Here is a 23,049-nt window from a genome sequence, read left to right on the forward strand (position 1 = left end):
TGATCTCGACAGCATATTTAAGCTCTTGAAGCTATCAGGAACTATGGGAGTATGGCTTGCTTTTTTTCTTGTTCCAAGCCTCGATAGCTTGACTGCGCGATTTTCCTTTATTTATAGGGTTAGAGAAAAAGTCACGGATGAATCGGTTATATTCGAACTGAGGGGCAATGTCTTTCTTGTAAGCAGAGTCTTGCTTGCGGGTTTCTTCCTCATGCCACGCATTGATGGCATCTGCGTATGTTTTGCCGATATTTGCCCGGAAGTAGTCTTGTATGTAGGTCGAAAAATGGAAATGCGGTCCGATTTCCTGTTTAAAGAATGCTCGTACTTTCTGGCTGCATCGATGGTCTTCTGTGATGATAGTAGAGTAGCTGAGTGGTTCGTTTGATTTCTTTCTTTTGCGTGATTTTTTTTGTTTTGGTTTTTCTATGAGACCGTCCCGCAGAAAGCTTTCAATTCTTGCTGTGATTTCCATCTTGGAACCGGAGACAGGCAATTCGTTTTCCCGGCAGAATTGGACAAGTTCTTCCTTCAGCCAATAATAATCTAAAAAATCATCTGCATTTGTGATACGCGTCAATTCTGGTCTCATGATATTTCCCCCACATGCGTTTTTTTCTCTTTTTGTTATATTATGTCATATGTACAGAAAGGAGACTAGTCCTTGACTGGAGAACTCCTTACAGATTAGGTGGTTTATATGCATGGATTTCGGTAATGGTAACAGTAGAAGGAGAGGTGCAGAAAGTATGAAATTGACAGTGATAGGATTTTGGGGTGCATACCCAGGCAGAGAGAGTGCAAGCTCTTGTTATTTAGTGGAAAAGGACGGGTATGCCTTGCTGCTGGATTGCGGAAGCGGTGCGCTATCGAGGATGCCGGCTTTCATCGATCCGAAGGAATTGAATGCGGTTGTCGTAAGTCACTATCATCCGGATCATATCGCAGACATCGGAGCTCTGCAGCATGTTTGGCAAGTACAGAACAGCTTGAAAGGTACAGAAGACGTGCTGCCGATTTATGGTCACGAGGAAGATGAAGAGGGCTTTAAGAACCTGACGCATAAATTTACCGAGGGTATTGCCTACAAGCCGGATGAAATTTTGAGCATTGGGCCTTTTGCTATCACATTTATGAAAACAAAACATCCCGTACCGTGCTATGGGATGCGGATTACAGATGGTGTCTCTGATATCGTTTATACAGCTGATTCCAGTTATTTGGAGGGATGGGCGGAGTTCAGCAAGGATGCCGATCTGCTTATCACGGATTGTAATTTCTACCAGCATCAGGATGGAGAGTCTGCCGGTCATATGAACAGCCTGCAGGTGGGCGGCATTGCGGAGAAAGCTGGTGTGAAGCATCTCTTTCTCAGTCATTTGCCGCACTTCGGGGAACACAGGCAGCTGCTGGAAGAAGCAAGCAGTGTCTACAGCGGGAAAGTAAACCTTGCATACGAAGGGCTCACATGGGAAGGGTAACACCTTCCCGTTTTATCTGAATTGCTATCATGCTGAGGATTCGGTAGAATATTACTAGGGTAAACAATTTCTGACACTGGGGGTCTTTATTTTGCGTTTTATCGATAATGAAGGTATTACAGATCCAAGGATCAACCTTGCGATCGAGGAGTATGTGCTAAAAAACTTCGGCAAAGACGATACATATTTGCTTTTTTATATCAATGAACCATCCATCATCATCGGCCGGAACCAGAACACGATTGAAGAAATCAATACAAAGTACGTTGACGATAACGGTATAAAGGTAGTACGCCGCTTATCCGGAGGCGGAGCTGTATACCATGATTTAGGGAATTTGAATTTCAGCTTCATTACACAGGATGATGGCAACAGCTTCCAGGACTTTGCTAAATTCACAAAGCCGGTTACGGATGCTTTGAATAAGCTTGGTGTACCAGCAGAATTGAAAGGGCGGAATGATTTACTTGTTGGTGAACGCAAGATTTCCGGAAATGCGCAATTCTCGACTCGCGGATTGATGTTCAGTCATGGTACATTGATGTACGATTCAGAGATCGAACATGTCGTTTCCGCTTTGAAGGTGAAGAAAGAGAAAATCGAATCCAAAGGAATCAAATCTATCAGAAGCCGTGTAGCGAATATCTCGGAATTCATGGATAACAAAATTCCTATGGACGAATTCAAGGACATCCTGCTTCGCTATATTTTCAATGTGGAGGATACAAAGGATGTACCGCGTTACAAGCTGACAGAAGAAGATTGGAAAGCAATCCATAAAATCAGTGAAGAACGCTATCAGAAATGGGAATGGAACTACGGCAAGTCGCCGAGCTTCAATATTCAGCAGACGCATAAATTCCCATCAGGGAATGTTGATATCCGCCTGGATGTGAAGAACGGCATCATTGAGCAAATCCGCGTTTTCGGTGATTACTTTGGAGTCGGCGAAGTCGGAGAGCTTGAAGAAAAGCTGAAAGGTGTCCGTTATGAACGCGAGTCGATTCAGCAAGCACTGGCAGATGTAAATGTGAGCCACTACCTAGGTAAGATCGAGAAGGATGACTTTATTGATCTTATGTATTGATCATCTATGAGACGACCTCCGGGCCGTCTCTTTTTTACAGGAGGAATCGGATGAAACGGGTACTGCTTGCTTATATGATTTTTCTTTTGGCAATCTGGATATTCTTTCCGTTCTTCTATACGGAGTGGAATAGCGGTGTGAGCACTTACGCAAGTATCGGTCATGCCGTTTATTTTTCAAGGCTTCCGTTATTGCCGCTATTCCTTTATGCAGTTTGGAAGAGCGATAAGCTGCAGGCAGTCGCTGCTAAAATGGAACAGCGACTGCCTAAAGTTGTTGCGACAGCCTTTTATCTGCTCCTTTTGGCTGTCTGCTACGGCATCATTCAGCTGCCATTCCGGATAGCGGGTTATTGGAATGCGCGCCATGCACAGATCAGTGTCCAGCCGTTCTTGGATTGGGCAGGAGAATATGTACTAAGCTTATTTCTCTTTTATTTGGCTGTCACAGCAGTTGTTTTCGTATCGCAGTTTCTAATGAAAAGATTCCGTAAAAAGTGGTGGCTGCTTCTTTGGCTGCTGCTTGTACCAAGTGCCATTTTTGTTGTTTATGTCCAGCCGATGTGGATTGATCCCCTTTATGAAGATTTCTATCACCTTCGGGATGGGGAGCTGCGAACAGAGATAGAACAGCTGGCTGGTGAGGCTGGAATTCCCGATGCAACACTGCTGGAAGTCGATAAAAGCTCTAAAACAGTTACGTATAATGCATATGTGACGGGGCTTTTCGGCAGTGCTCGTGTGGTACTATATGATACGACCGTCGACGGCTTGGACCAAGACGAGGTGCTGTTCATCGTCGCCCATGAAATCGGTCATTATGTACTGCATCATGTGTACTGGGGGACTGCAGGTTTTCTTGTTCTTGGTTTTATTCTCCTTTGGGTGGCAAAAAGACTATCAGACAAGTTATTGGCTAAAAGACAGATACGTGCGTATCAGCTTAGAGCAGTGCCTTTCTTCCTGCTTATCCTTAGCACATTGCAGTTTGCAAGTCAGCCTGTGTCCCTTTATGTATCGCGGGAAATGGAGCGGCAGGCAGATACTTATGCGCTGGAGCATGCACCTGATACTGAAGCAGGCATTCGCATGTTCCAGAATATGCAGCAGGTTTCCAAAGGCGATCCGAATCCTTGGCCGCTGTTCGAATGGCTGCGCTCTACGCATCCATCTAATCAGGAGCGTATTGAAACAATTGAATCTTATCAGGAAAACAGGTAGAGAAATAAGCTCTCTACCTGTTTTTGTAAGGATTCTATTAAGAAAGCGGATTTCTCCTGTTTTTAGACTTGAGATTTTGCTATTGTAGAATCAATCCCTCTTTTCCCTGCATCAGAAAGGATGTTTTAAGATGCAGCAGATAGAACAAAATCCAACCATGGCAGAACTCACACCGCTTACAATGGCTGTACTGCCGAAGCTCCTCGAAAACGGCCAGCCTGGCTGTGAGGTTATCGAAACAGAAGATAGTTTTACCTTTCGCACTCCTCCGAGCAGATTCATCGATTTGGCTTGCAAGTTCTATGGAAGCAGCTTAAAAGGAAGACAGGCAGGTGTGAAGGATATATGCGGAATCACACACAAGGCCCCGATATCGATAGACCCCGTCAGCGGTATGTATTTCTTTCCTACCTCTTCGCCGCTCTCCCATGCATGCTCCTGGATTTCCCATTCCCACATCAAGCGGATAGAAGCCGCCCCGCATCAGCGAACAACCCTCACATTTAAAAATGGCCATACACTCATCCTTGATGTGTCATATGGATCCATGATGAACCAGGTACAGCGAACTGCGCAATACCGATTTTTGCTGGATAAGCGGATCAGGCATTTGTGGAAGTATGGCGGGGACCAGATTGCGGAGCCTTTTGTGTAAGCTCCATCAAAATGGCCTCGACTTTCTTCCGAATTGCGGGATTGAAATAGTTCCGCTTTTCCTCACATTCCTTCGTGATGAAAAGGAAGGTGGTGAAGGCGTCGTTTTTCTCTGCTGTCACAATCTGCATATTATGCTGACGAAGCTGGATGCGCAGCTGTCGGCGCTCCTCCAATGCAGCTTTCTCCATCGATTGTAATGTATGTAACAGATGCGCTTTTATCTTATGCTTTCCTTCTTCTACAATCCGGATATCCTGCTGCAGGACAACAATGGCCATTGATAGAAACAGAAAGCGGGATCCCAGCTTATATTCCGACTCACTAAGACAACGCATATGCCTTTCCTCCTAATACGAACATGTGTTCTAGTATACCCTATTGTATGCAAAGTGAAAACAGGATACTACAGGTAATTTTCAAATTGACTAACCAAATGCAGGAAAAGAAGGGATTATCCTGTCAGACTTTGCATGCTTGGGCTTTTCGTTTAGAATAGATAAAAGATGTTTTGCTGGGAATAGGAGAATGGTTAGATGGTCTTAGGTTTTGGATGGAACGACTTAATGGAAATGTTCCGTAATGGAACATGGGACGATTATGCAAAGTCCCTGCTTGATCGATATGAGAATCTGGGTCCTATACCCGGCATTTTGCTTCCCTATTTGGAAGCTTTCCTGCCGTTTCTGCCGCTTGTTGTCTTCGTACTGACGAACACTGTGGCGTACGGCCTGCTATGGGGCTTCCTATATTCGTGGATTGGTACGTCGCTTGGAGCGATTACTGTTTTCTGGCTGATACGCCGGTACCGACATACACGTGTGATCAATTGGCTGCGGCATAATAAACAAGTAAATCGAATAACCGAATGGCTGGATCGTCATGGTTTTGGCCCGTTATTCATTCTTTTATGCTTTCCATTTTCGCCCTCGGCTATCATCAATGTAGTCGCCGGCTTATCGAGGATCAGTCTGCAGCAGTTCGCTTTGGCGGTATTTCTCGGTAAAGCGCTGATGATATTTTCTATTGCTTATGTTGGTGACAGTCTGACTTCCTTTGCGGAGAACCCGATCAAGACGGTCGTCGTAGCTGTTGCAATCATCCTGTTTTGGATGATAGGGAAGTACGTAGAAGGAAGATTGAAGAAGAAGAATGGGAAGCAGGAGCAATCACATAAGGATTAAAGATATTCAAGCCGGGGTAAAGTGTTGCAAAACACTTACACCGGAGGAAAGCACATGAAAAAGAAAAAACGTTGGAAGTTTTTCTTCCTGTTTGCCGGCATCGTGCTTTTGATTTTCTGTTCCAGGGAATTAATCTTTGCGGATTATCGTGTGGAAGGGGAGTCAATGGAGCCGACCTTGCAGGACGGTAACTTCCTGATGGTGAACAAGTTCATGAACGACGCAGATAGTATCCAACGTTTCGATGTCATCGTTTTTCACGCAACAGAGGATGAGGATTATGTGAAGCGTGTCATTGGAATGCCGGGGGATGCAGTGGAAGTAAGGAATGACAGACTGTTCGTAAACGGTGAATACAGACCGGAGCATTATCTGGAAAATTATAAGAAGGATGTCGATGGTCAGCTGACATATGATTTCACATTGAAAGACGTTACCGGGCGTACGACAGTACCAGACGGAATGCTGTTCGTAATGGGTGACAACCGCAGGGACAGCCTTGATAGCCGCTCATTTGGCTTCATTCCGATTGAACAAGTTGTCGGGAAAGTAGATGCCCAGTTCTGGCCAATGTCCGCTTCGGGACTTGGGGTTTAGCTCCTTATCTTTGATAAGGAGCTTTTCCAGTATATACAAGCGAACAAATGTGCGCATCTGTTTTCCTTTAAACCGCTGAACATGATAGAATAAGATTACTAGATTGGAAGACAGGAGTGGAGCTTAGAATGGGTGTACGTTTTATCATCGGCCGGTCCGGAGCGGGAAAGAGCCGTGCATGTCTCGATGAAATTGCAGCTAAATTAAACAATGATCCGATGGGGTCGAATATATTTTATTTGGTTCCGGATCAAATGACCTTCCAGCAGGAGCAGGCACTGATCAGGCAGACCGGAGTTGAAGGCAGCATCCGTGCGCAGGTATACAGTCTGTCGCGGCTGGCTTGGTATGTCCTGCAGGAGACAGGCGGTGCGACTAAGCAGTTCATAACATCGACAGGTGTACAAATGATGCTCCGGAAAATTACCGAGGAACGTAAATCTGACTGGAATGTCTTTCAGAAAGCAATCGAGAAGAACGGTTTTATGGGACAGCTGGAAAGCATGATCACGGAGCTGAAGCGCTATCGTGTCACGCCGGAGCTTCTTCATGCCCAAATCCGGGAGATGGAGCAGTTCCAGCAGCAGCATTCCCCTGAAGTTACACTTCGGGATAAGCTGGAGGATATCAGCTATATTTACGATCGGCTGACCGCTCTTTTACGGGATAAGTATATCGACAGCGAGGACCAGCTGCATTTGCTGGCATCTAAAATACCATTGTCGCGTTCTATCAAAGGATCAGAGATTTATCTGGATGGGTTCCATCAATTCACGCCGCAGGAGCTGGAGGTGATTGGTGCACTGATGACAGAAGCAGAGCAAGTGACAGTAACGCTTACATTGGACGGTGCAAACCGTCAGGATGTCGACGAGCTGGATTTGTTCGCACGTACACATGATACATTCCTTCAGATCAAGCAGACGGCACAGGAAAGAAACGTACCGATTACGTCAATCGAGCAGCTGAGTCCCTCTGATGGGCGCTTCGGGAATAATCCTGCTTTCCTTCATTTGGAGAAGCATTTGGAAACTCGTCCAGCCCCGACATTTAAACAGGAAGTACCAATCACTTTGGCACAGGCAGTCCACCCAAGAGCAGAGGTGGAAGGTGCGGCGCAGGAGATTGTGAAGCTCGTACGGGAAAAAGGCTACCGTTATCAAGATATTGCGTTGCTGCTCAGACAGGCGGATGTATACCATGAACTGATTGAAACAGTATTTGCGGATTATCATATACCTGTTTTCATCGATCAGAAAAAGCCGATGATCCATCATCCGCTGCTGGAACTGATCCGCTCAGGGATGGAAGTTGTTGACGGGAATTGGCGATATGAAGCTGTGTTCCGTGTATTGAAGACAGGCCTCATCCCAGCTACCGATGAAGTCTATCCGCTGACGGAAGAAGCGATTGATGAACTGGAGAACTATTGCCTGGAATATGGTATCCGCTCCAGGGATCGCTGGCTGCAGAAGGAAGACTGGATTTTCCAGCGGTTCCGCGGTTTTGATACAACGCGTCAAACAGATAAGGAATTGGAAACCCAGAAACGGATCAATCATTACCGTCGTCAAGTAGCGGATGCGATGAAAAAATTTGATCGGAAGCTGCGGGAAGGCAAGACATTCCGCGAGCGCTCGGTTGCTGTTTACAATTGGCTGGAACAGCTGCAAGTACCGCAGCGTCTTGAGGCAATGCAAGTTGTATTTGATGATCGCGGCGAATTGGAAAGAGCAAGGGAGCAAGATCAGGTTTGGGACAGTGTACTTCAGCTGTTGGATGAAGCAGTGGAGATTGTCGGGGACGAACGCGTTTCCCTGCAAGTTTTCCGACACACGATGGAGACTGGTTTTGAATCACTTGAATTTGCCCATATTCCGCCTAGCCTGGATCAGGTGATTGTCGGTACGATCGACCATAGTAAGGTGAGCGGATTGAAATGTGCTTTCCTGCTCGGAGTCAACGAAGGTGTGTGGCCGATGAAGCCGAAGCCTGATGGACTTATCAGCGAGGAAGACCGGGAAGTACTGGCTGTATACGGCTTGCAGCTTGCAGCCGGAAGCAAGCGCCAGCTGCTGGATGAAAGCTTTTATATGTATCTTGCGTTTACGGCAGCAAGTGAGCGGCTTTGGGTAAGCTATCCGATCAGTGACCAGGAAGGAAAAGCAAAAATGGCTTCTTCCCTTGTACAGCGCATGAAGGACCTGTTCGACTGGTGCTGTGACGAGCGCATGCTGCAGGATCCGGAGGACAGCCTGGATACGGCTCGTTTTGTTGCTACCATCGACCAGAGCCGGTCTGCGCTTACGACCCAGCTGGCCCGCAAAATGCGGAGTTATCCAGTTCATCCTGTTTGGGATAGCGTATTGAACTGGTTCATCAGCCACGAGAGCAAGGAGGAGCTCACAGGCAGGATACTCCAAAGTCTCTTATATCGGAATGAAACAGAGGATTTGGCAGAAGAGACGAAGGAGCAGCTTTTCCCGAAAAAGGTGAAGGCAAGTGTATCTCGCTTGGAAACTTACTATCGCTGTTCTTATCAGCATTTTGCCAAGTACAGTCTTGGTCTGGAAAACAGACGGACATACAAGCTGGATGCCCCGGATATCGGACAGCTTTTCCATGAAGCATTAAAGCAAATCACAGACTGGGTGCAGCTGGAGGACCGGAATTATGCACAGCTCAACCGGGAAGATGCAACAGGATATGCAAAACGGGCGATGGGCAGCCTCGCACCTGTACTGCAGAACCAGATTCTCCATAGCTCCAATCGGTTCAAATATATCCAGCAAAAGCTTCAGGAAATAATTGCACGTGCTGCCTACACGCTGAGTGAACAGGCGCGGCAAAGCAAATTTTCTCCGGTCGGGCTCGAGCTAGACTTCGGGGAGAACCAGACACTGCCGCCGATTGAAATCACACTGCCAAATGGCTACGATGTACAGCTGAGAGGGCGAATTGACCGCGTCGACAAGGCAATCGATCAGGAAGATTTGTTTCTTCGTATCATTGATTATAAATCCAGCAGCAAAGCGCTGAATCTGACAGAAGTCTACTATGGTCTTGCGCTCCAGATGCTTGCTTATCTGGATGTTGTTTTGTCTCATTCGGAGCAGTGGCTCGGTCTCAAGGCCACCCCGGCAGGCGTGCTGTACTTCCATGTGCATAATCCGCTCATCTCCCAATCAAGCAGATCACAGGTGGATATTGAGGATGAGATATTCAAGAAATTCAAAATGCAGGGCATGCTGCTTGAAAACGAATCTGTTGCCCGGATGATGGATACATCACTGGAATCAGGGATGAGTAAAATCATTCCGGCAGGCCTGAAAAAGGATGGTGCATTCCGAGCTGGCTCCCAGACGGCAGATCAAGACACTTTCCATGCGCTGCAGCAGCATACTAGATTTTTAATGGAACAAGCTGGGCTGGATATAACTAATGGCGGGGTGCACTTGAATCCGTATCGCCATCATGATAGAAGTGCTTGTACATTTTGTGATTTCAAGGCAGTGTGCCAATTTGACGCATCACTTGCCGGCAATCAGTATCGTGCAATAAAAGATATGAAGGATGAAGATGTTTTGAATAGCATTAAAAAGGAGGTGGAACGACATGGTAAAGTGGACTGATGAACAACAGCTGGCTATTGACGCGAAAGGTCATGATATCTTAGTCGCAGCTGCTGCAGGTTCTGGGAAAACTGCTGTTTTGGTTGAACGTATCATACAAAAGCTTGTGAATCAAAACGATCAGGTTGATATCGATCAGCTGCTGGTCGTGACTTTCACGAATGCAGCGGCGCAAGAGATGCGCAGCCGGATAGGAACAGCCCTTGAAAAGGCGCTTGAGGAGAATCCTTCCTCACAGCATCTTCGCAAGCAGCTGTCATTATTGCAGAACGCGTCTATTTCCACGCTCCACTCGTTCTGCCTGGACGTTGTACGCAAGTATGCGTATCTTCTGGACTTGGATCCAGGGTTCCGTATTGCAGATGATTTGGAAGCAGATTTGATCCGCCAGGAAGTAATCGGGGATTTGCTTGAAGAATGGTACGGTAAGGAAGGCGAGGAGCAAGCAGCTTTCTTTGGCGTAGTTGACCGTTTCAGCAATGACCGCAATGACTTGGAAGTAGAAGATCTTATTCTGAAATTGTATGATTTTGCTACCCAGAATCCATATCCGGAGGCTTGGCTTGATCAGATGGCGGAGCTGTATAATGTGTCGGCTATCCAGGATGAGAATGAATTGCCATGGCTTCAAGTGTTGAAGCGTGAGGCAAACGATCAGCTGCAGGCGATGCTGCAGGAAGCAGATCAAGCTCTCGCGCTGACACGCGAACCGGATGGACCGTATCATTACGCAGAAACGTTCGAGGCTGAAAGGAAGTTCATTGCTGAAGCGAAACTGCTTGTGGAAGGAAGCTGGGATGATGCTGTAAGTTTCATCAAAGAGCAGTCATTCGGCAGACTTTCCGGTAAAAAGGTTGACTGTGATGACATGAAAAAATCGCAGGCAAAAGCATTGCGTGATTCTTATAAGAAGAGATGGGGCAAGCTTGCCGGCGACTGGTTTGCTCGAAAGCTTGAAGTCTATTTATCAGATATGCTCGAGCTTTACCCATCAATCCAGCAGCTCGCATTATTAGTCAAGCAATTCCGCAGCCGTTATCAATTGGAAAAACGGGAGCGGGCACTGGTCGATTTCTCAGATTTGGAGCATTTTTGCCTGGAAGTGCTGATCGATGAAAACAGCACACCGGAACAGATCATAGCTTCAAGCATTGCCCAAAGCTATCAGAATCGATTCAAGGAATTATTATTAGATGAATACCAGGATACAAACCTGGTACAGGAAACATTGGTTACATTGCTTTCTGACCGTTCAGGAAGCGGGAATATGTTCATGGTTGGAGATGTCAAACAGAGTATCTATCGCTTCCGTCATGCTGAACCGACGTTATTCTTGAATAAATATAAAACTTTCTCTGACCCAGAACATCCTGGTATGCGCATTGATTTAGCCAGCAATTTCCGCAGCCGGCAGCAGGTTCTGGACGGGGCGAACTATATTTTCCGTCAGCTTTTCTCAGAAGATGTCGGGGAAATGCAGTATGAAAAGGAAGCGGAGCTCATCTATGCAAATAAAATGTATGATGATTTGAAGCAGGATGATACTGACGTTGAATTAGTCATTATCAATCGTGATGGTACGGAAGAAACGGAAGACGCTGACACCGATACCGAAATGGTGGAGGATTTGGAAAAAGCACAGCTGGAAGGCCGTGCGTACAGCAGGATGATTCAGCAATGGATTGGTCACGATGGTCACGATGCAATGAAAGTTGTCGATAAATCCACACAGCAGCAGCGCGATATACAATATCGCGATATTGTCATCCTGCTGCGCTCCATGACATGGGCGCCGGCGATTGTGGAAGAGCTGAAACAGCAAGGCATCCCGGTATACGCAGAGCTTTCGACAGGCTATCTGGAAGCCATTGAAATCAAAGTGATGATGAGTGTGCTGAAAATAATCGATAATCCGCTTCAGGATATACCGTTCGCTGCCGTTTTGCGTTCTCCTATCATCGGTCTGAAGGAAGATGATCTTGCCAAAATAAGACTGGCTGACCAGCGAAGCAGCTATTACGAAGCTGCTAGGGCTTATATTCGGACTGCCAATGATGAGATCTCTATCAAAATCGAACGGCTGATGGAGTGGCTTCGTTCCTGGAGAATGGAGGCAAGACAGGGTGCGCTGTCAGCTCTGATTTGGTCAATCATGAGGGAAACGGGCTACTACGATTTTGTGGGCGGTATTCCAGGCGGCCGGCAGCGTCAGGCGAATCTGCGCGCCCTTTATGATCGGGCGCGAAACTACGAGAATACATCATTCCGCGGATTGTTCCGCTTCGTGAAGTTCATCGAAAGAATGGAGGAACGCGGAGACGATCTTGGAGCGGCGAAGGCTTTAGGTGAACAGGAAGATGTAGTACGGATCATGACGATCCATAAAAGCAAGGGTCTTGAGTTTCCTGTCGTCATAACGGGTGCGATGGATAAAACATTCAATCAGCAGGACTTGAGAGAACGCTATTTACTGCATAAAGATTTAGGGTTTGGCAGTAAATATATTGATCCAGTGAAACGACTTATGTATCCTACTTTGATTTACCATGCATTAAAGGCAGAGAAGCAGCGGGAGTCACTTGCAGAAGAGATGCGGGTGCTTTATGTTGCCTTGACACGCGCAAAAGAAAAATTGGTCATGGTCGGTAATGTCGCATCATTGGAGAAAAAGCTGCAAAAGTGGCATCAGGTGGCGGAACATCCGTCTTGGGTACTGCCTTCGCATTATCGCTTGGAAGCAACGTCTTATTTGGATTGGGTGGCACCTGCGCTAATGCGGCATGAACAAGCCATCGAACTGAGAGCAGAAGAGCTGTCCCGGCAGCTGCCGACTGAAATCACGGCAGATAGTTCCCAGTGGCGTATACGCATCCAAGAAAGCAGGGACTACCTAACGTCTGATGAACAGGAAGAAGAAGCAAACCAAGAGTTGCTTCAGCGTATTTCTGAATGGCATCCAGGAGAAGAAGATCCGGAATGGAAAGATGAAGTGGCAAAGCGTCTGACTTATCAGTATCCGCACACGGAAGCAACAAAGTTTCGGGCAAAGCAGACCGTGACTGAAATTAAGCGTCAGCGGGAAATTCGGGACAGCTACAGCGATATCGGCGTAATGAACCGTATTCAGCAAAGAGCCCCAATTTCCAGCAGACCACGTTTTCTGCAGGAAGAGAAGGAACTTACACCGGCAGAACGAGGCAGTGCTGTTCATGCTGTCCTGCAGCAGCTGGATATCAAAAAGGAATGGGATAAGAAGAAGCTGGAGGAATTTCTGCTGGAATTGGTAGATAAGGAATTTTTACAGCAGGATGCTGCAGCATCGATTGATGTGGAGCGGATACTTGATTTCCTGGATTCCCCAATAGCAGATCGCATTCGCCAAGCGGAACACTTCTATCGGGAAACACCTTTTACACTGGCACTGCCTGCGAATGAACTGTACAACGACTGGACAGATGCAGCTTCTGATAAAGTAGTCGTACAGGGTGTGGTCGATCAAATTCTTGTGGAAGAAGATGGACTTGTACTTTTGGATTATAAAACGGATACGCTTTATGGAGAAGATCCGAATAGAAGAGCTGAGATTCTGACAGAGAAGTACCGGGTACAGATTGAACTATATGCTACAGCAATTGAACGAATCTGGAAGAAACCGGTCAAGGAAAGATATCTATATTTCTTTGATAAAGGTTTCTTGCGGCAAGTATAAGAAAGGAGACAGCAAGTATTGCTGTCTCCTTTTTTTAATTTGGCTGCAGATGTCGTTCCAGCTGATAATAATCTTTTGCGTAGCCGGTGACGTCTGCGAGATGTTTTAGATATTGAAGTAAGCGATCCCGGTCTGCCTGGAAAAAAGCAGAACCTGAAATATGGAGTATCGTGTCCTTGGCGAACTCCCAGATAATCGGGAAATTCTTTTCGGATATCGAATCCGTCATCCGGATGAAAATCTGGATCATTTCTAAGATGAGCAGATAGTCTTTTTGTGTATAGTGCCGTATCCGACCAAAGCCTTCATGCAGATAAGTAGAAAAAGTCACTGTGTTATAGACAACGCGTGTTTGCTCATCTTCGTCCTGTAAATAAGGATGCAATGTGGTGGACGCATCAATATTGATCATCAGATCCGCCATTTGATGAAAAGTATTGATTGCAGAGGTTGGATCATCATTTCCAATCGACTTGATGGCAACTTCACTTAGTTTGTTCATACTCATATCTACGTCTTGTATCTCGGAACGTTTATGCCCGATTTGGATGAGCTTGCTGTATTTCTCAATTTGCACATCCTGCGCGCCAGGTCCGCGATAGCTGAACAATCGGTTGCCCTTTAAAACGAAATCACCTGCTTTGGCATTCATTTTTACAACAACGTTGTCTTCCTTAGCCTGCTTGATCATATCCACAAAGTTAATCAGCTGGACATAACCAGAACCAGATGCTTTGCACGTGTAACTCGTATAATCCTCAAATGTGTAGCCAGGCTCATCAGACCGGTAAGGCTCCAGCTCATCAATTAATGTTGACTGGATGATCCTTTCTGACTCGTTTTTCATCGCATCCACAATATTATGCATTTGCATCCATGTAGTCGTATGGTTCACAAATATAGCAAAGCCTATAACGGCGGCAAGTGTGACCAGCGTACTGGAAATTGGCACAGCCGTAAAATAATCCCGGGAACTGTTTGTGACGAACAGGAAGGAGATCAGCATAAAGACAAAGCTTCCATAGAATAGACCGAGAATATGCTGTGTCGTCCGATCAGAGATAAAGTTGAATAACATACGTGGAGAATACTCTGAACTGAAACTCGTTAACACCACTAGTATGGAGTTCAGTGTATAAGCCGCCAGAAGCAGTGTACCACTGACTAATGCGCTGACGAGAGTGCCAGTATTTGATGCGGAAGCATTAAAGAATCCATTTGTCTTCGTCGGCAGATTAAAGTAGAGATCTAATAAAAGCGGAATTGATACGAGAACAAGTGTCCCGGCGATATAGATGGTTGGCATCACCCAAAGGTTGAGCTGTGCCTCATACTTTCGCTGTCGCTTTGTCATATGTAGATATTTTCGTATAGGTCTCGGTAAGAATTTGATAAGCATATAGGACGCCTTTCTACTTAAAGTTTCATCTTTCGATTTTACCCTACATTTGGAAGCGGCAAACACCTGCTGACCAGATGAATACCTGACTGATCATGCGGGTAGAGTAAGGAAAGGAAGGAGTGGTACGATGGCTGACATCAAGCAAGAAAAAGGGCGTTTTTATATCGGAAACAGTGACCAGCCTGATGCAGAGGTGACATTCAGAGAATCAGATGATATTGTCATCGAACATACAATGGTGATAGAAGATAAGCAAGGTGCAGGTATTGGGAAACAATTGATAGATCGAGTAGTGGATTATGCCAAGGAACAAAAGAAACAAATTGTGCCTGTATGTACATTTGCGCATGAGGTATTGAGTACGGATAAGAAATACGACGGAGTTTGGGAAGGACCGCTATGAAAAAGAGTGACTCGCATCATACGAGTCACTCTTTTTTAGTTATTGATATATTTTTCGTAAACAGCACCGAAGTCATGTGCATGGTATTTATCTTTTGTGGAGCTTAGCCATTCAAAGCCGAATTCAGTCAGTTTTTTGTACGTCTCATCCAGCGTACCATCCGTATACCGGGATTGCTGCAGGATAGCTGCTGCTTTATCCAGGCTGGTATGTGCCATATCTGTGTACAAGCTGTTTTCATAATTGATTTCTGCGATGCGCAGCAGGGCTTTATATAAATCTTTCAGCTGATCGATTTGGTCCTTCTTTACGTCGATACTGATTACTTGATTATCAATTGAGAATTTAATTTCGATATCCAGATCTTTAGTTAACTATGTGTATTCTATTGTTTTAATAGTTTACATATTACAATTTAATGCAGGATTCTTCATAGACAAATAGTATACACTCAATCCTGGTGTCTACTTTACAATATTTTCAAATTATTATACGATAATAGTGACGTTAAAAGGAATATTTGATAAAAAATTACAACTAGCTAGTTAGAAAAGAGCTTATATACCAGAATAGAATCGGTAAGATAGTTTTTTAAGCTAGGAGGATAATAATGTCAGGTTACGTTGTTAGAGAAACATATGGTTTAAAAGTGGAAAAAGGCATGAAGTATATATCAAATACTGAAAATTACAACTACCAATATTACATAACTGAAGATGATTTACCTCTATATGAGGTTAATAGATGGTTAGAAATAACAAGTTTAAATAGTTATAAGACTGGCGAAAGTTATGCAAATAAATTAGTGATATTTCTTAGATTCTTGAAAGTAAGATATAAAATTCATTATAGAAATGTCCGCTCGTCAGTTATTATAGAGGAATTCATTAAGTATCTTTTATACGGTGATGAAGTTATGGTGAAAATGGAGGGGAAACGTTCTTTTAGCTCTATTGCACAATATATAAGTGTAATTAAAGGATTTTATGAATGGTTAGAAGATCAAGATATGATAGAACAAAACCCCATTAAATACGGAGCAAAGGGTAATAAAAGAACTGGAAGAAGATACCTAAGAAAAAGATTTCTTTTTGGTCAAATATACAATTTTGAGGTAGCTGAAAATAATATTACAAGTAAGCTTAAATATCAAGAGAGGCGTAACCATTTAAAATGGTATAGTGAATCTCAAATTGAAGCACTTCTTGATGCTCTCTTAGTAAGAAGAGATAAAATAGTTTTTAAAATATTGTTGGAAACTGGCATGAGAATAGGTGAGTGTCTAGGACTACATTTGAATCACTATGATTTTCACAATGGAATACTAAAACTCGAAAAAAACTATGATAACTTAAATGATGCTACCGTGAAATCTAAAGAGCGTGAATTGTACATCAGTGATTCATTAAACGAGGAAATTATTGATTATATCCGTTCGGATAGGTTTGAATCAGACATTAAATTTTCTCAGTTCCTATTTTTAAATCATAAAGGTCCTGGTCAAGGGAATCCCTTAGAAAGAAGGAACTATTTAAAGATACTGAAAGGAGCAGCCAACCGAGCTGGTTTAAATCCCGAAGAAACTATCACTCACGCTGGTAGAAGCACTCATGCACAATACCTTTTAGAATTATTAGAAGAAGGTAAAGTAACTGAAGGTTTTATTAAGGAACAGATGGGTTGGAATACTATTGATTCACTTAAAAATTATGTAAAGGTCTTTGATTCAAGAAAAAGAGCTGAAATAGCCAAAGATATTGTTGAAAGGCAAGCTAAAAAGCTATAGAGGGCCGGGGAGGATAATTCATTTGTTTAATATAAGTATCTTAGAAAAAGAAGTGGATAGAAATGGTTTTAAAGTCATCTGTATAAACGAACATGAATTTCACCTTAGAAAACCGGTTTCTTTTATAGAATCCGACCTTGTAGAAATACTTCATAATTTAAGAAGTTTCTTAGTTGAAAAAGACACATCAGGAATTGCTAAAACTCTTGAAGAATATAAAAATATTAATGCTACTTTATTCCGGTTTATGGAATATTTATGTCCAAAGGAATTTGAAGATTATTGCTCGTTTTTATGCTCTTATTTTTTTAATGAATTAAATGTAAATAAGGTTACTTATAAAACAATACTCAGATATATGAAGACTAATAATGTAACCGAGGCTTTGACTGGTAAACTTACAATGAGAGCCGAGATTATCAATGAAATAACAACGCCAGTAAAAACGATTCAAAAGTTCTTAAGGGAAAGGTTCAGCATGTTCATTGTCGCATGTCAACGTGATGATATTGTTTCTATACGGAGGCTCTCTCCATCCCTTGGAGACAAATCATTAATTAAAAGGATTTATTCCAGTATTGAGTACAAAGAGATCTTTGAGGCATTTCTATGGAGAGTTGGAGAAAAGTTAATTGATCAAGAAATGTCATTATCAAAAGTTGAAATTGTAAGATACATATTTAAAGGTTCGACAAGAAAACATGAAGTAGGTACACCATTTAATCAGATTAGCAGATTAAATATTTTAAATGAAGTAGCAACGCATATATACAATACTCTAAGTGGTACCCCCTCCTCATATAAGTTAGAAGATGATATTTGGATTTTAAGAGAAAAGCGCTTACAAGGATTTAGGAAACATACATTAGTTTACTCAGGTCTTTCAGAAAATGATAAAAGGTATTTAAAAATTCACATAGATGAATTGTATAAAATGACAGCAATTAAATATAAAGCTTTATATAAGCGTGTACACGCAATTACAACTATTATTAAACACTTTGCAGAACTACCTTATAATGTTGATTCTATATTCAATATAAATTACTATCATCTTCTCCATCTTTTAGATCATCTACAACAATTAAAAAAGGCAGACGGTCAACGGTACTTTAAATTGCCCTACATATATAACTTATATCAACAAGCAGGCCAATTCTTAGATTGGTATATTGAAAAGATAGATTCAGAACAAAGTAATCCATTCAGCGAAATCAAGATGCCAAATATAAAGTCGTTTAGTAAAAGTACAAATTATATTCCAGAAGAAGTAATAGAGAAGATTGAAAAAGTAATGCATGAGTTACCGGATATGTATCAAAATGCTTGGACAATTATGATGAACACCGGATTACGATTCTCAGACATACAAGCTATTACTTCTAGTTGTATAACATTCGATGAGGAAATTGGAACCAATTTATTCACATATTTAAATACTAAAATGGAAAGTCAAAGGATTTTGAGTGGAGAGTCAAAATATCATACAATTCCGGTTTCGGACATTGTAGTAGAAGCTGTAGAGAATCAAAAACAATTAACTTCTGATTTAAGACTCGTAGCAGACACAGATAAAATATTCGTTACAATCAATAGACATTCAGAGGTTGTTGAGTTTGTGGGAAGACCCCTGGCAACATCCATAAATAGATTGATTAAAAAATATAATATATTCGATGAAAATAAGAACCCCTTCCACTACACTAATCATCAATGTAGGAAGACTGTAATAGTAGATTTACTATCAAAGGGTCATTCATTGAGAAAAGTAGCGGATTATATTAATCATTCAGAGAGAACTTCTGCAAGATACTATAGAGATGTAGAAGCGAAAAAGATTGCCGACTTAGATCACAAAATGTTTCAAGAGTTATTCGAAGAAACAATTAGTGAGGAAGTTAAGGACACATACAATACGGTAGAAAAACAAGCTCTTTTTAAAGAAATACAATTAGGTTCAAGAGAGACTCCAGAAGGGCATGGAACATGTGTCAAACATGTATCATTCGGCCCTTGTCACAAAAAGAAGTGCGTAGGATGCAAGATGCTAATATCCGGTCCACAGAAATTACCAAAATGGTATCACTTATATCGAGAGCAGGAAAAGTATCTTAAAGAATTAGAGGAAGAATATAAAAACTCTGGTATTGAAAACTATCAAGAATATCGAGACTATCAACAAGAATCGCATTTACTTAATGTATACGTAAACACTATAGAAAAGATAGAAAACTTCGCTAAAAGGAGAGGAATTTCTATTGAGCAATACTAAGAATAAAGTTAAGAAGTCATTGCAAATAAATACTGATATTGAATCATTTAAACTACAGTTGAAGTTAAAATCGCATCAATATGGAAATTTTCAGTTTGAAGATGATAAATGGTATTGTAATAAAAAGCATAAATCTTCGTCCGAAAAGTCTAGTTATACCATAGTCTTTAGTTTTATAACGGAAGAATTTAGAGTTTGGGTTAAATATTATTCTCTTATGTCAAATAATAGTATTCCTGTAATTAAAGAAAAAGTAGGTAATATAAATCACTTTCTAATATTTTTTAGAGAGGAATTTCCTTCACTACCTTTATCAAGAATTAATCGTAGAATTATTGATTACTATGAAAAGAAATTAAGAGAACAAAGAAGCTACTCTGAAAATGTTAAAATGAGAAAATATGCTGTATTAAAGGAATTCTTTTCACTAATGAGTGCTTTTCCAGAGTTTCCAGACAGATTAGCTATTAAGACTAAAAATCCATTTAGAGTAGAAATAATCTCAGACCCTAATAAGTACATTCCCCCAGAAGTGGTTAAGCAATTTGATAGAATTATGAAGGATGAAAAGCATGAGATTCCAGACGTCTATAGACTCGCTTATTGGTTGCAACGTTCATTTCCTAATAGGATTACAGAGGTCACATCCATTCCTATAAACTGCTTGAAATCACTCTACAATATGTATGTAATTAACATACCCACTACAAAACAGAGTGGTGGCTATATAACAGAAGAAATAAAAACAATTCCTATAATAAATTCAGGACACGGTAAATATATTGTTGAATTAATAAAAAAGGTTCAAAGGCAGACACAAAAACTACTTGAGAATCATTCAATTGAAGAAAGATACAGCAATTTTCTCTTTTTGTCATTAGTTTTTAAACTTACCATTAAGAATGGCAGGATTAAATCTTACATACCAGGTGATATCTATCAAAAGATAATTGAATATCAACAAAGATTCCCAGAAGATACACCTAAGCAGATATCAGAGAAGATGAATCAAGTTGGATATTCGATTCATGATTACACAATTAGAGATAGATTGAGGAAAGGATTAACTAAAAGATTTGACCAGCTAATGCCTTTTCCCAGTACAAGATTTAATAACGTTTTAAATAGAATAGCAGTATTGTGTAATGTAACCGACAGTGATGGAGAGATTTATAAAATCACAAGTCATCAGTTTAGGCATAACGCCACAACTGATAGGCTTTATATTGGTGGATATACAATGGATCAAATACTTGCTATTAGAAATGACAAAGGAACTGCAATGCCGATGAATTATGTTCATCAACAAAAGGAAATGCATAAGAAGATGTGGATGGAATCAACGGGCTTAAAAAGTCCAGAGAAAGCTCCTGTCGAATTTAAAGGACGCATCTTTAACTTAGATGATTCTAAAGTGCTTGAACGTCTTAATAAAGATCCTAGAATGTATCTTACCTGGGAAGCAAACAGTAAAAAAGGTGTTGGACTATGTAGTATGATATCTGGTTGTAAGCCAGATGGTACGTCAATACATTTTGAATGTTACGAATGTAACTGGTTTGTACCTAAAGCAGAGTATTATGAAGATTATAAAAAGGAACTAACATATTGGAGAGGTATTATGAATGATACCACTGGCCAACCTAAACGTGCTGCGTCTAATGAGAATGCCATAAGGAATGTTAATTGCTTAGAAAGAATTATACAAATTTGTGACATTGGTGTAGATAAGTATAAAAGAAATATTAAACAAAAGTTGCAATTAAGGAGTGATACAGTGGAATGATTAAAATAAATAAAGGTATTGAAAAGTATCAACACGAACGTCGGCAAAATACAATTGATATAATCAATCAAGCCATCCAAGACATAAAAGATTTTGAAGGAGAAAATAGTCCGGTTACTGCTAAAAAACTTCAATCTTATACTGATCTATCACGCTCTGCACTGTATAAAGAACATACTCTAAAAGTATGGAATAAAAATTTATGGGAAGAGAGATATACAGAAAAATCGAGGGCAGAAAAGAAGTTGGAGGTTAAATACTCTAAAGAGCACGGTGTACTTAAAAATCTAATTGATGAATTAAATAGGCAGATCATTAATATTCAAAAGAAAAAAAATAAATTAGAAGATGAGTTAGAGATAGAAAGAAAAAGGAGAGAGGTGAAGGAAATTGAGCTAGGAGAATTAAAAGAAAAAAATATGAAACTTTTAGCAGAATGTCAGAGATTGCACGATCTAGTTCATGTACATAGAATATAAAAAGCTTTACTTCCATTTGAAGTAGAGCTTTTTATATATTTATATATCAAATGTAATTTGAGAACTCTTGTCACTAATCTCTCGTTTTTTCCATATTAAGATAAAGTAGAAGCATAAAGCAAAGATGTTAGGTAATAATTTTTTTGAAAAGTATCTGGAAGTAATCCCTCCTCTTCAGCGCTTCTGATTCATCTGCTAGTAATGCTTCTTCATCCCAACCTTGAAAAATGCAAGCTTGTGATTTATTAGCCAAATCAATTAAGAAGCCAGGGTGAACATTAAGTCCTCCTTCTATACCATGGACAGTGAATAAATTTATTCCGGTGTCCTTATGAAATTTATAAAGTTCTGTATGCGGTCCGTCAACCTGAAGGTTTAGTCTATACATATTTGACAGAATTTCTTCTTTTAAAAGTGATTTATCTGGCAGATTATTAATAAAAAGAATCTGATTTAAATCTATTCCATCGTTACTTATTAAATCATTGAGATTAATACCGGATTCAACTACATTTTCCAATAAAACTAAGTAAATAGTACATGGATTAAGATTGGTAGTATTGTTTAATAATTTGTTGACCAAACCTTTAAATACTTTACCATTTGTCTTCCTTAACTGACTATAGTATCGAAAAGGTAAATTTAAACTAATACTTGAAAGTGCTTTACTTAATTTGAATGCGTTTAGTATATCCCCTATATTTATTAGGGAAGAAGTGAGATGAGCAGCTATGGAATAGACAAACAAATTTGGGTTATATAGATATTCCTCATACTTTTTTTGCATATCATTGCCTTCTACAATCATTCCATCTCTTTCTAATTGCCTTGCCACTTCAAAATGATAGGTTATCTCGGCCCACATTGCATTAGTTTCCCAAAGCGCTTCAATAGAAAATGGGATTTTTGCAAATGGTCTATCTTGATGTTTGAAAGTGAACAACATAATCTCGGGTCCATTTGGTTGATTATAAATGTCTAAGCTTCTATCTGTACTATAATTAAATGACCAGTTTTTAAATCCAGGCTTATAAGAATCATTGCTCAGTAAAGTTGTGAAACTTCTATTTGTCCAATTGTTATATGCGTTAAGGAAATCAATAATATTTTGTACAGTTGGCTTAGCTGCATTATTATTCAGCGCTTGGTTAAACTGCTCATATTCATTAAAGGCATTATAAGTTTTAACAAGCATTTCTTGTCCAGATAAAGTAACCAGATTATCAAGATAATGTGAAGCCTCATGAATAATTAGTTTAGCACTATTCACGGAAGAGATATTAAAATTTAGAGATTCAAATTCATCAATTAATTCTTTTAAATGCTGTTGAGTTAGGTTTTGAAAATCCATTGTTTG

The 23,049-nt window shown here is 41.2% G+C and carries 18 protein-coding genes; 13 read left to right on the forward strand and 5 right to left on the reverse strand.

The window, feature by feature from the left end; all coding sequences use genetic code 11:
• Positions 1–34: 34 nt before the first annotated feature.
• Positions 35–592: a DUF6434 domain-containing protein gene (locus SFC25_RS14750; RefSeq protein ID WP_411216016.1), complete on the reverse strand. Its 558-nt coding sequence runs from the start codon at positions 590–592 to the stop codon at positions 35–37.
• Between the two features lie 112 nt (positions 593–704).
• Here SFC25_RS14750 and SFC25_RS14755 point away from each other — a divergent pair, with 112 nt between their 5' ends.
• The 4 genes from SFC25_RS14755 to SFC25_RS14770 all read left to right on the forward strand — a co-directional run bounded on the left by SFC25_RS14755 (position 705) and on the right by SFC25_RS14770 (position 4,443).
• Positions 705–1,481, forward strand: coding sequence for an MBL fold metallo-hydrolase (locus SFC25_RS14755; protein ID WP_411216017.1), 777 nt, complete (start codon positions 705–707; stop codon positions 1,479–1,481).
• A 91-nt stretch (positions 1,482–1,572) separates the two neighbouring features.
• Complete coding sequence (gene lplA / locus SFC25_RS14760; RefSeq protein WP_411216018.1) at positions 1,573–2,568, forward strand: lipoate--protein ligase; 996 nt, start codon at positions 1,573–1,575, stop codon at positions 2,566–2,568.
• A 50-nt stretch (positions 2,569–2,618) separates the two neighbouring features.
• Complete coding sequence (locus tag SFC25_RS14765; RefSeq protein ID WP_411216019.1) at positions 2,619–3,788, forward strand: M48 family metalloprotease; 1,170 nt, start codon at positions 2,619–2,621, stop codon at positions 3,786–3,788.
• 130 nt (positions 3,789–3,918) lie between these two features.
• On the forward strand, positions 3,919–4,443 hold the full coding sequence (locus tag SFC25_RS14770) for a competence protein ComK (RefSeq protein WP_411216020.1): 525 nt from the start codon (positions 3,919–3,921) through the stop codon (positions 4,441–4,443).
• Here the strand turns inward: SFC25_RS14770 and SFC25_RS14775 are convergent.
• A complete protein-coding gene (locus tag SFC25_RS14775; RefSeq protein WP_411216021.1) occupies positions 4,391–4,780 on the reverse strand; it encodes a YhjD family protein in 390 nt (129 codons plus the stop codon). The genes SFC25_RS14770 and SFC25_RS14775 overlap by 53 nt on opposite strands.
• Before the next feature lie 198 nt (positions 4,781–4,978).
• Between SFC25_RS14775 and SFC25_RS14780 the strand changes: the two genes are divergently transcribed.
• From SFC25_RS14780 to addA, 4 genes are all read left to right on the forward strand, one after another.
• Positions 4,979–5,626, forward strand: coding sequence for a TVP38/TMEM64 family protein (locus SFC25_RS14780; protein ID WP_411216022.1), 648 nt, complete (start codon positions 4,979–4,981; stop codon positions 5,624–5,626).
• Positions 5,627–5,680: 54 nt separating this feature from the next.
• On the forward strand, positions 5,681–6,223 hold the full coding sequence (lepB, locus tag SFC25_RS14785; RefSeq protein WP_411216023.1) for a signal peptidase I: 543 nt from the start codon (positions 5,681–5,683) through the stop codon (positions 6,221–6,223).
• Between the two features lie 128 nt (positions 6,224–6,351).
• Entirely contained in the window at positions 6,352–9,855 is a 3,504-nt protein-coding gene (gene addB, locus SFC25_RS14790) for a helicase-exonuclease AddAB subunit AddB (RefSeq protein ID WP_411216024.1), read from the forward strand.
• Positions 9,839–13,564: a helicase-exonuclease AddAB subunit AddA gene (gene addA / locus SFC25_RS14795; protein WP_411216025.1), complete on the forward strand. Its 3,726-nt coding sequence runs from the start codon at positions 9,839–9,841 to the stop codon at positions 13,562–13,564. The genes addB and addA overlap by 17 nt, the downstream gene beginning before the upstream one ends.
• 34 nt (positions 13,565–13,598) lie before the next feature.
• On the opposite strand, the gene SFC25_RS14800 is transcribed toward addA, so the two are convergent.
• Positions 13,599–14,918: a DUF2254 domain-containing protein gene (locus SFC25_RS14800; protein ID WP_411216026.1), complete on the reverse strand. Its 1,320-nt coding sequence runs from the start codon at positions 14,916–14,918 to the stop codon at positions 13,599–13,601.
• A gap of 175 nt (positions 14,919–15,093) precedes the next feature.
• On the opposite strand from SFC25_RS14800, the gene SFC25_RS14805 reads away from it, so the two are divergent.
• Positions 15,094–15,369 carry a GNAT family N-acetyltransferase gene (locus tag SFC25_RS14805; RefSeq protein ID WP_411216027.1) on the forward strand — a complete coding sequence of 92 codons (276 nt, stop codon included), beginning with the start codon at positions 15,094–15,096 and terminating at the stop codon, positions 15,367–15,369.
• Positions 15,370–15,404: 35 nt separating this feature from the next.
• On the opposite strand, the gene SFC25_RS14810 is transcribed toward SFC25_RS14805, so the two are convergent.
• Positions 15,405–15,587, reverse strand: coding sequence for a YvbH-like oligomerization domain-containing protein (locus SFC25_RS14810; protein WP_411216028.1), 183 nt, complete (start codon positions 15,585–15,587; stop codon positions 15,405–15,407).
• A gap of 392 nt (positions 15,588–15,979) precedes the next feature.
• On the opposite strand from SFC25_RS14810, the gene SFC25_RS14815 reads away from it, so the two are divergent.
• Genes SFC25_RS14815 through SFC25_RS14830 form a run of 4 tightly spaced genes read left to right on the forward strand, consistent with a single transcriptional unit; the run spans position 15,980 to position 21,692 of the window.
• Positions 15,980–17,155 carry a tyrosine-type recombinase/integrase gene (locus SFC25_RS14815; protein WP_411216029.1) on the forward strand — a complete coding sequence of 392 codons (1,176 nt, stop codon included), beginning with the start codon at positions 15,980–15,982 and terminating at the stop codon, positions 17,153–17,155.
• Between the two features lie 22 nt (positions 17,156–17,177).
• Positions 17,178–19,427 (forward strand): tyrosine-type recombinase/integrase, encoded by a 2,250-nt coding sequence (locus tag SFC25_RS14820; RefSeq protein ID WP_411216030.1) that lies wholly within the window; start codon positions 17,178–17,180, stop codon positions 19,425–19,427.
• Positions 19,414–21,213 carry an integrase gene (locus SFC25_RS14825; protein WP_411216031.1) on the forward strand — a complete coding sequence of 600 codons (1,800 nt, stop codon included), beginning with the start codon at positions 19,414–19,416 and terminating at the stop codon, positions 21,211–21,213. Before SFC25_RS14820 ends, SFC25_RS14825 begins: the two co-directional genes overlap by 14 nt.
• Positions 21,210–21,692 carry a DUF6262 family protein gene (locus SFC25_RS14830; protein WP_411216032.1) on the forward strand — a complete coding sequence of 161 codons (483 nt, stop codon included), beginning with the start codon at positions 21,210–21,212 and terminating at the stop codon, positions 21,690–21,692. Before SFC25_RS14825 ends, SFC25_RS14830 begins: the two co-directional genes overlap by 4 nt.
• Before the next feature lie 127 nt (positions 21,693–21,819).
• Here SFC25_RS14830 and SFC25_RS14835 read toward each other — a convergent pair whose 3' ends face one another.
• Entirely contained in the window at positions 21,820–23,043 is a 1,224-nt protein-coding gene (locus SFC25_RS14835) for a hypothetical protein (protein ID WP_411216033.1), read from the reverse strand.
• Positions 23,044–23,049 lie beyond the last annotated feature (6 nt).

Origin of the sequence: Terribacillus saccharophilus (assembly GCF_046592595.1) — a bacterium.
Lineage (GTDB): Bacteria > Bacillota > Bacilli > Bacillales > Amphibacillaceae > Terribacillus > Terribacillus saccharophilus_C.

Bases quoted from the DNA above. Each gene is read 5' to 3' on its own strand.
- SFC25_RS14750 (WP_411216016.1), bottom strand. From the start codon at position 592: ATGAGACCAGAATTGACGCGTATCACAAATGCAGATGATTTTTTAGAT.
- SFC25_RS14755 (WP_411216017.1), top strand. From the start codon at position 705: ATGGATTTCGGTAATGGTAACAGTAGAAGGAGAGGTGCAGAAAGTATG.
- SFC25_RS14765 (WP_411216019.1), top strand. From the start codon at position 2,619: ATGAAACGGGTACTGCTTGCTTATATGATTTTTCTTTTGGCAATCTGG.
- SFC25_RS14770 (WP_411216020.1), top strand. From the start codon at position 3,919: ATGCAGCAGATAGAACAAAATCCAACCATGGCAGAACTCACACCGCTT.
- SFC25_RS14775 (WP_411216021.1), bottom strand. From the start codon at position 4,780: ATGCGTTGTCTTAGTGAGTCGGAATATAAGCTGGGATCCCGCTTTCTG.
- SFC25_RS14780 (WP_411216022.1), top strand. From the start codon at position 4,979: ATGGTCTTAGGTTTTGGATGGAACGACTTAATGGAAATGTTCCGTAAT.
- lepB (WP_411216023.1), top strand. From the start codon at position 5,681: ATGAAAAAGAAAAAACGTTGGAAGTTTTTCTTCCTGTTTGCCGGCATC.
- addB (WP_411216024.1), top strand. From the start codon at position 6,352: ATGGGTGTACGTTTTATCATCGGCCGGTCCGGAGCGGGAAAGAGCCGT.
- addA (WP_411216025.1), top strand. From the start codon at position 9,839: ATGGTAAAGTGGACTGATGAACAACAGCTGGCTATTGACGCGAAAGGT.
- SFC25_RS14800 (WP_411216026.1), bottom strand. From the start codon at position 14,918: ATGACAAAGCGACAGCGAAAGTATGAGGCACAGCTCAACCTTTGGGTG.
- SFC25_RS14805 (WP_411216027.1), top strand. From the start codon at position 15,094: ATGGCTGACATCAAGCAAGAAAAAGGGCGTTTTTATATCGGAAACAGT.
- SFC25_RS14810 (WP_411216028.1), bottom strand. From the start codon at position 15,587: ATGGCACATACCAGCCTGGATAAAGCAGCAGCTATCCTGCAGCAATCC.
- SFC25_RS14815 (WP_411216029.1), top strand. From the start codon at position 15,980: ATGTCAGGTTACGTTGTTAGAGAAACATATGGTTTAAAAGTGGAAAAA.
- SFC25_RS14830 (WP_411216032.1), top strand. From the start codon at position 21,210: ATGATTAAAATAAATAAAGGTATTGAAAAGTATCAACACGAACGTCGG.
- SFC25_RS14835 (WP_411216033.1), bottom strand. From the start codon at position 23,043: ATGGATTTTCAAAACCTAACTCAACAGCATTTAAAAGAATTAATTGAT.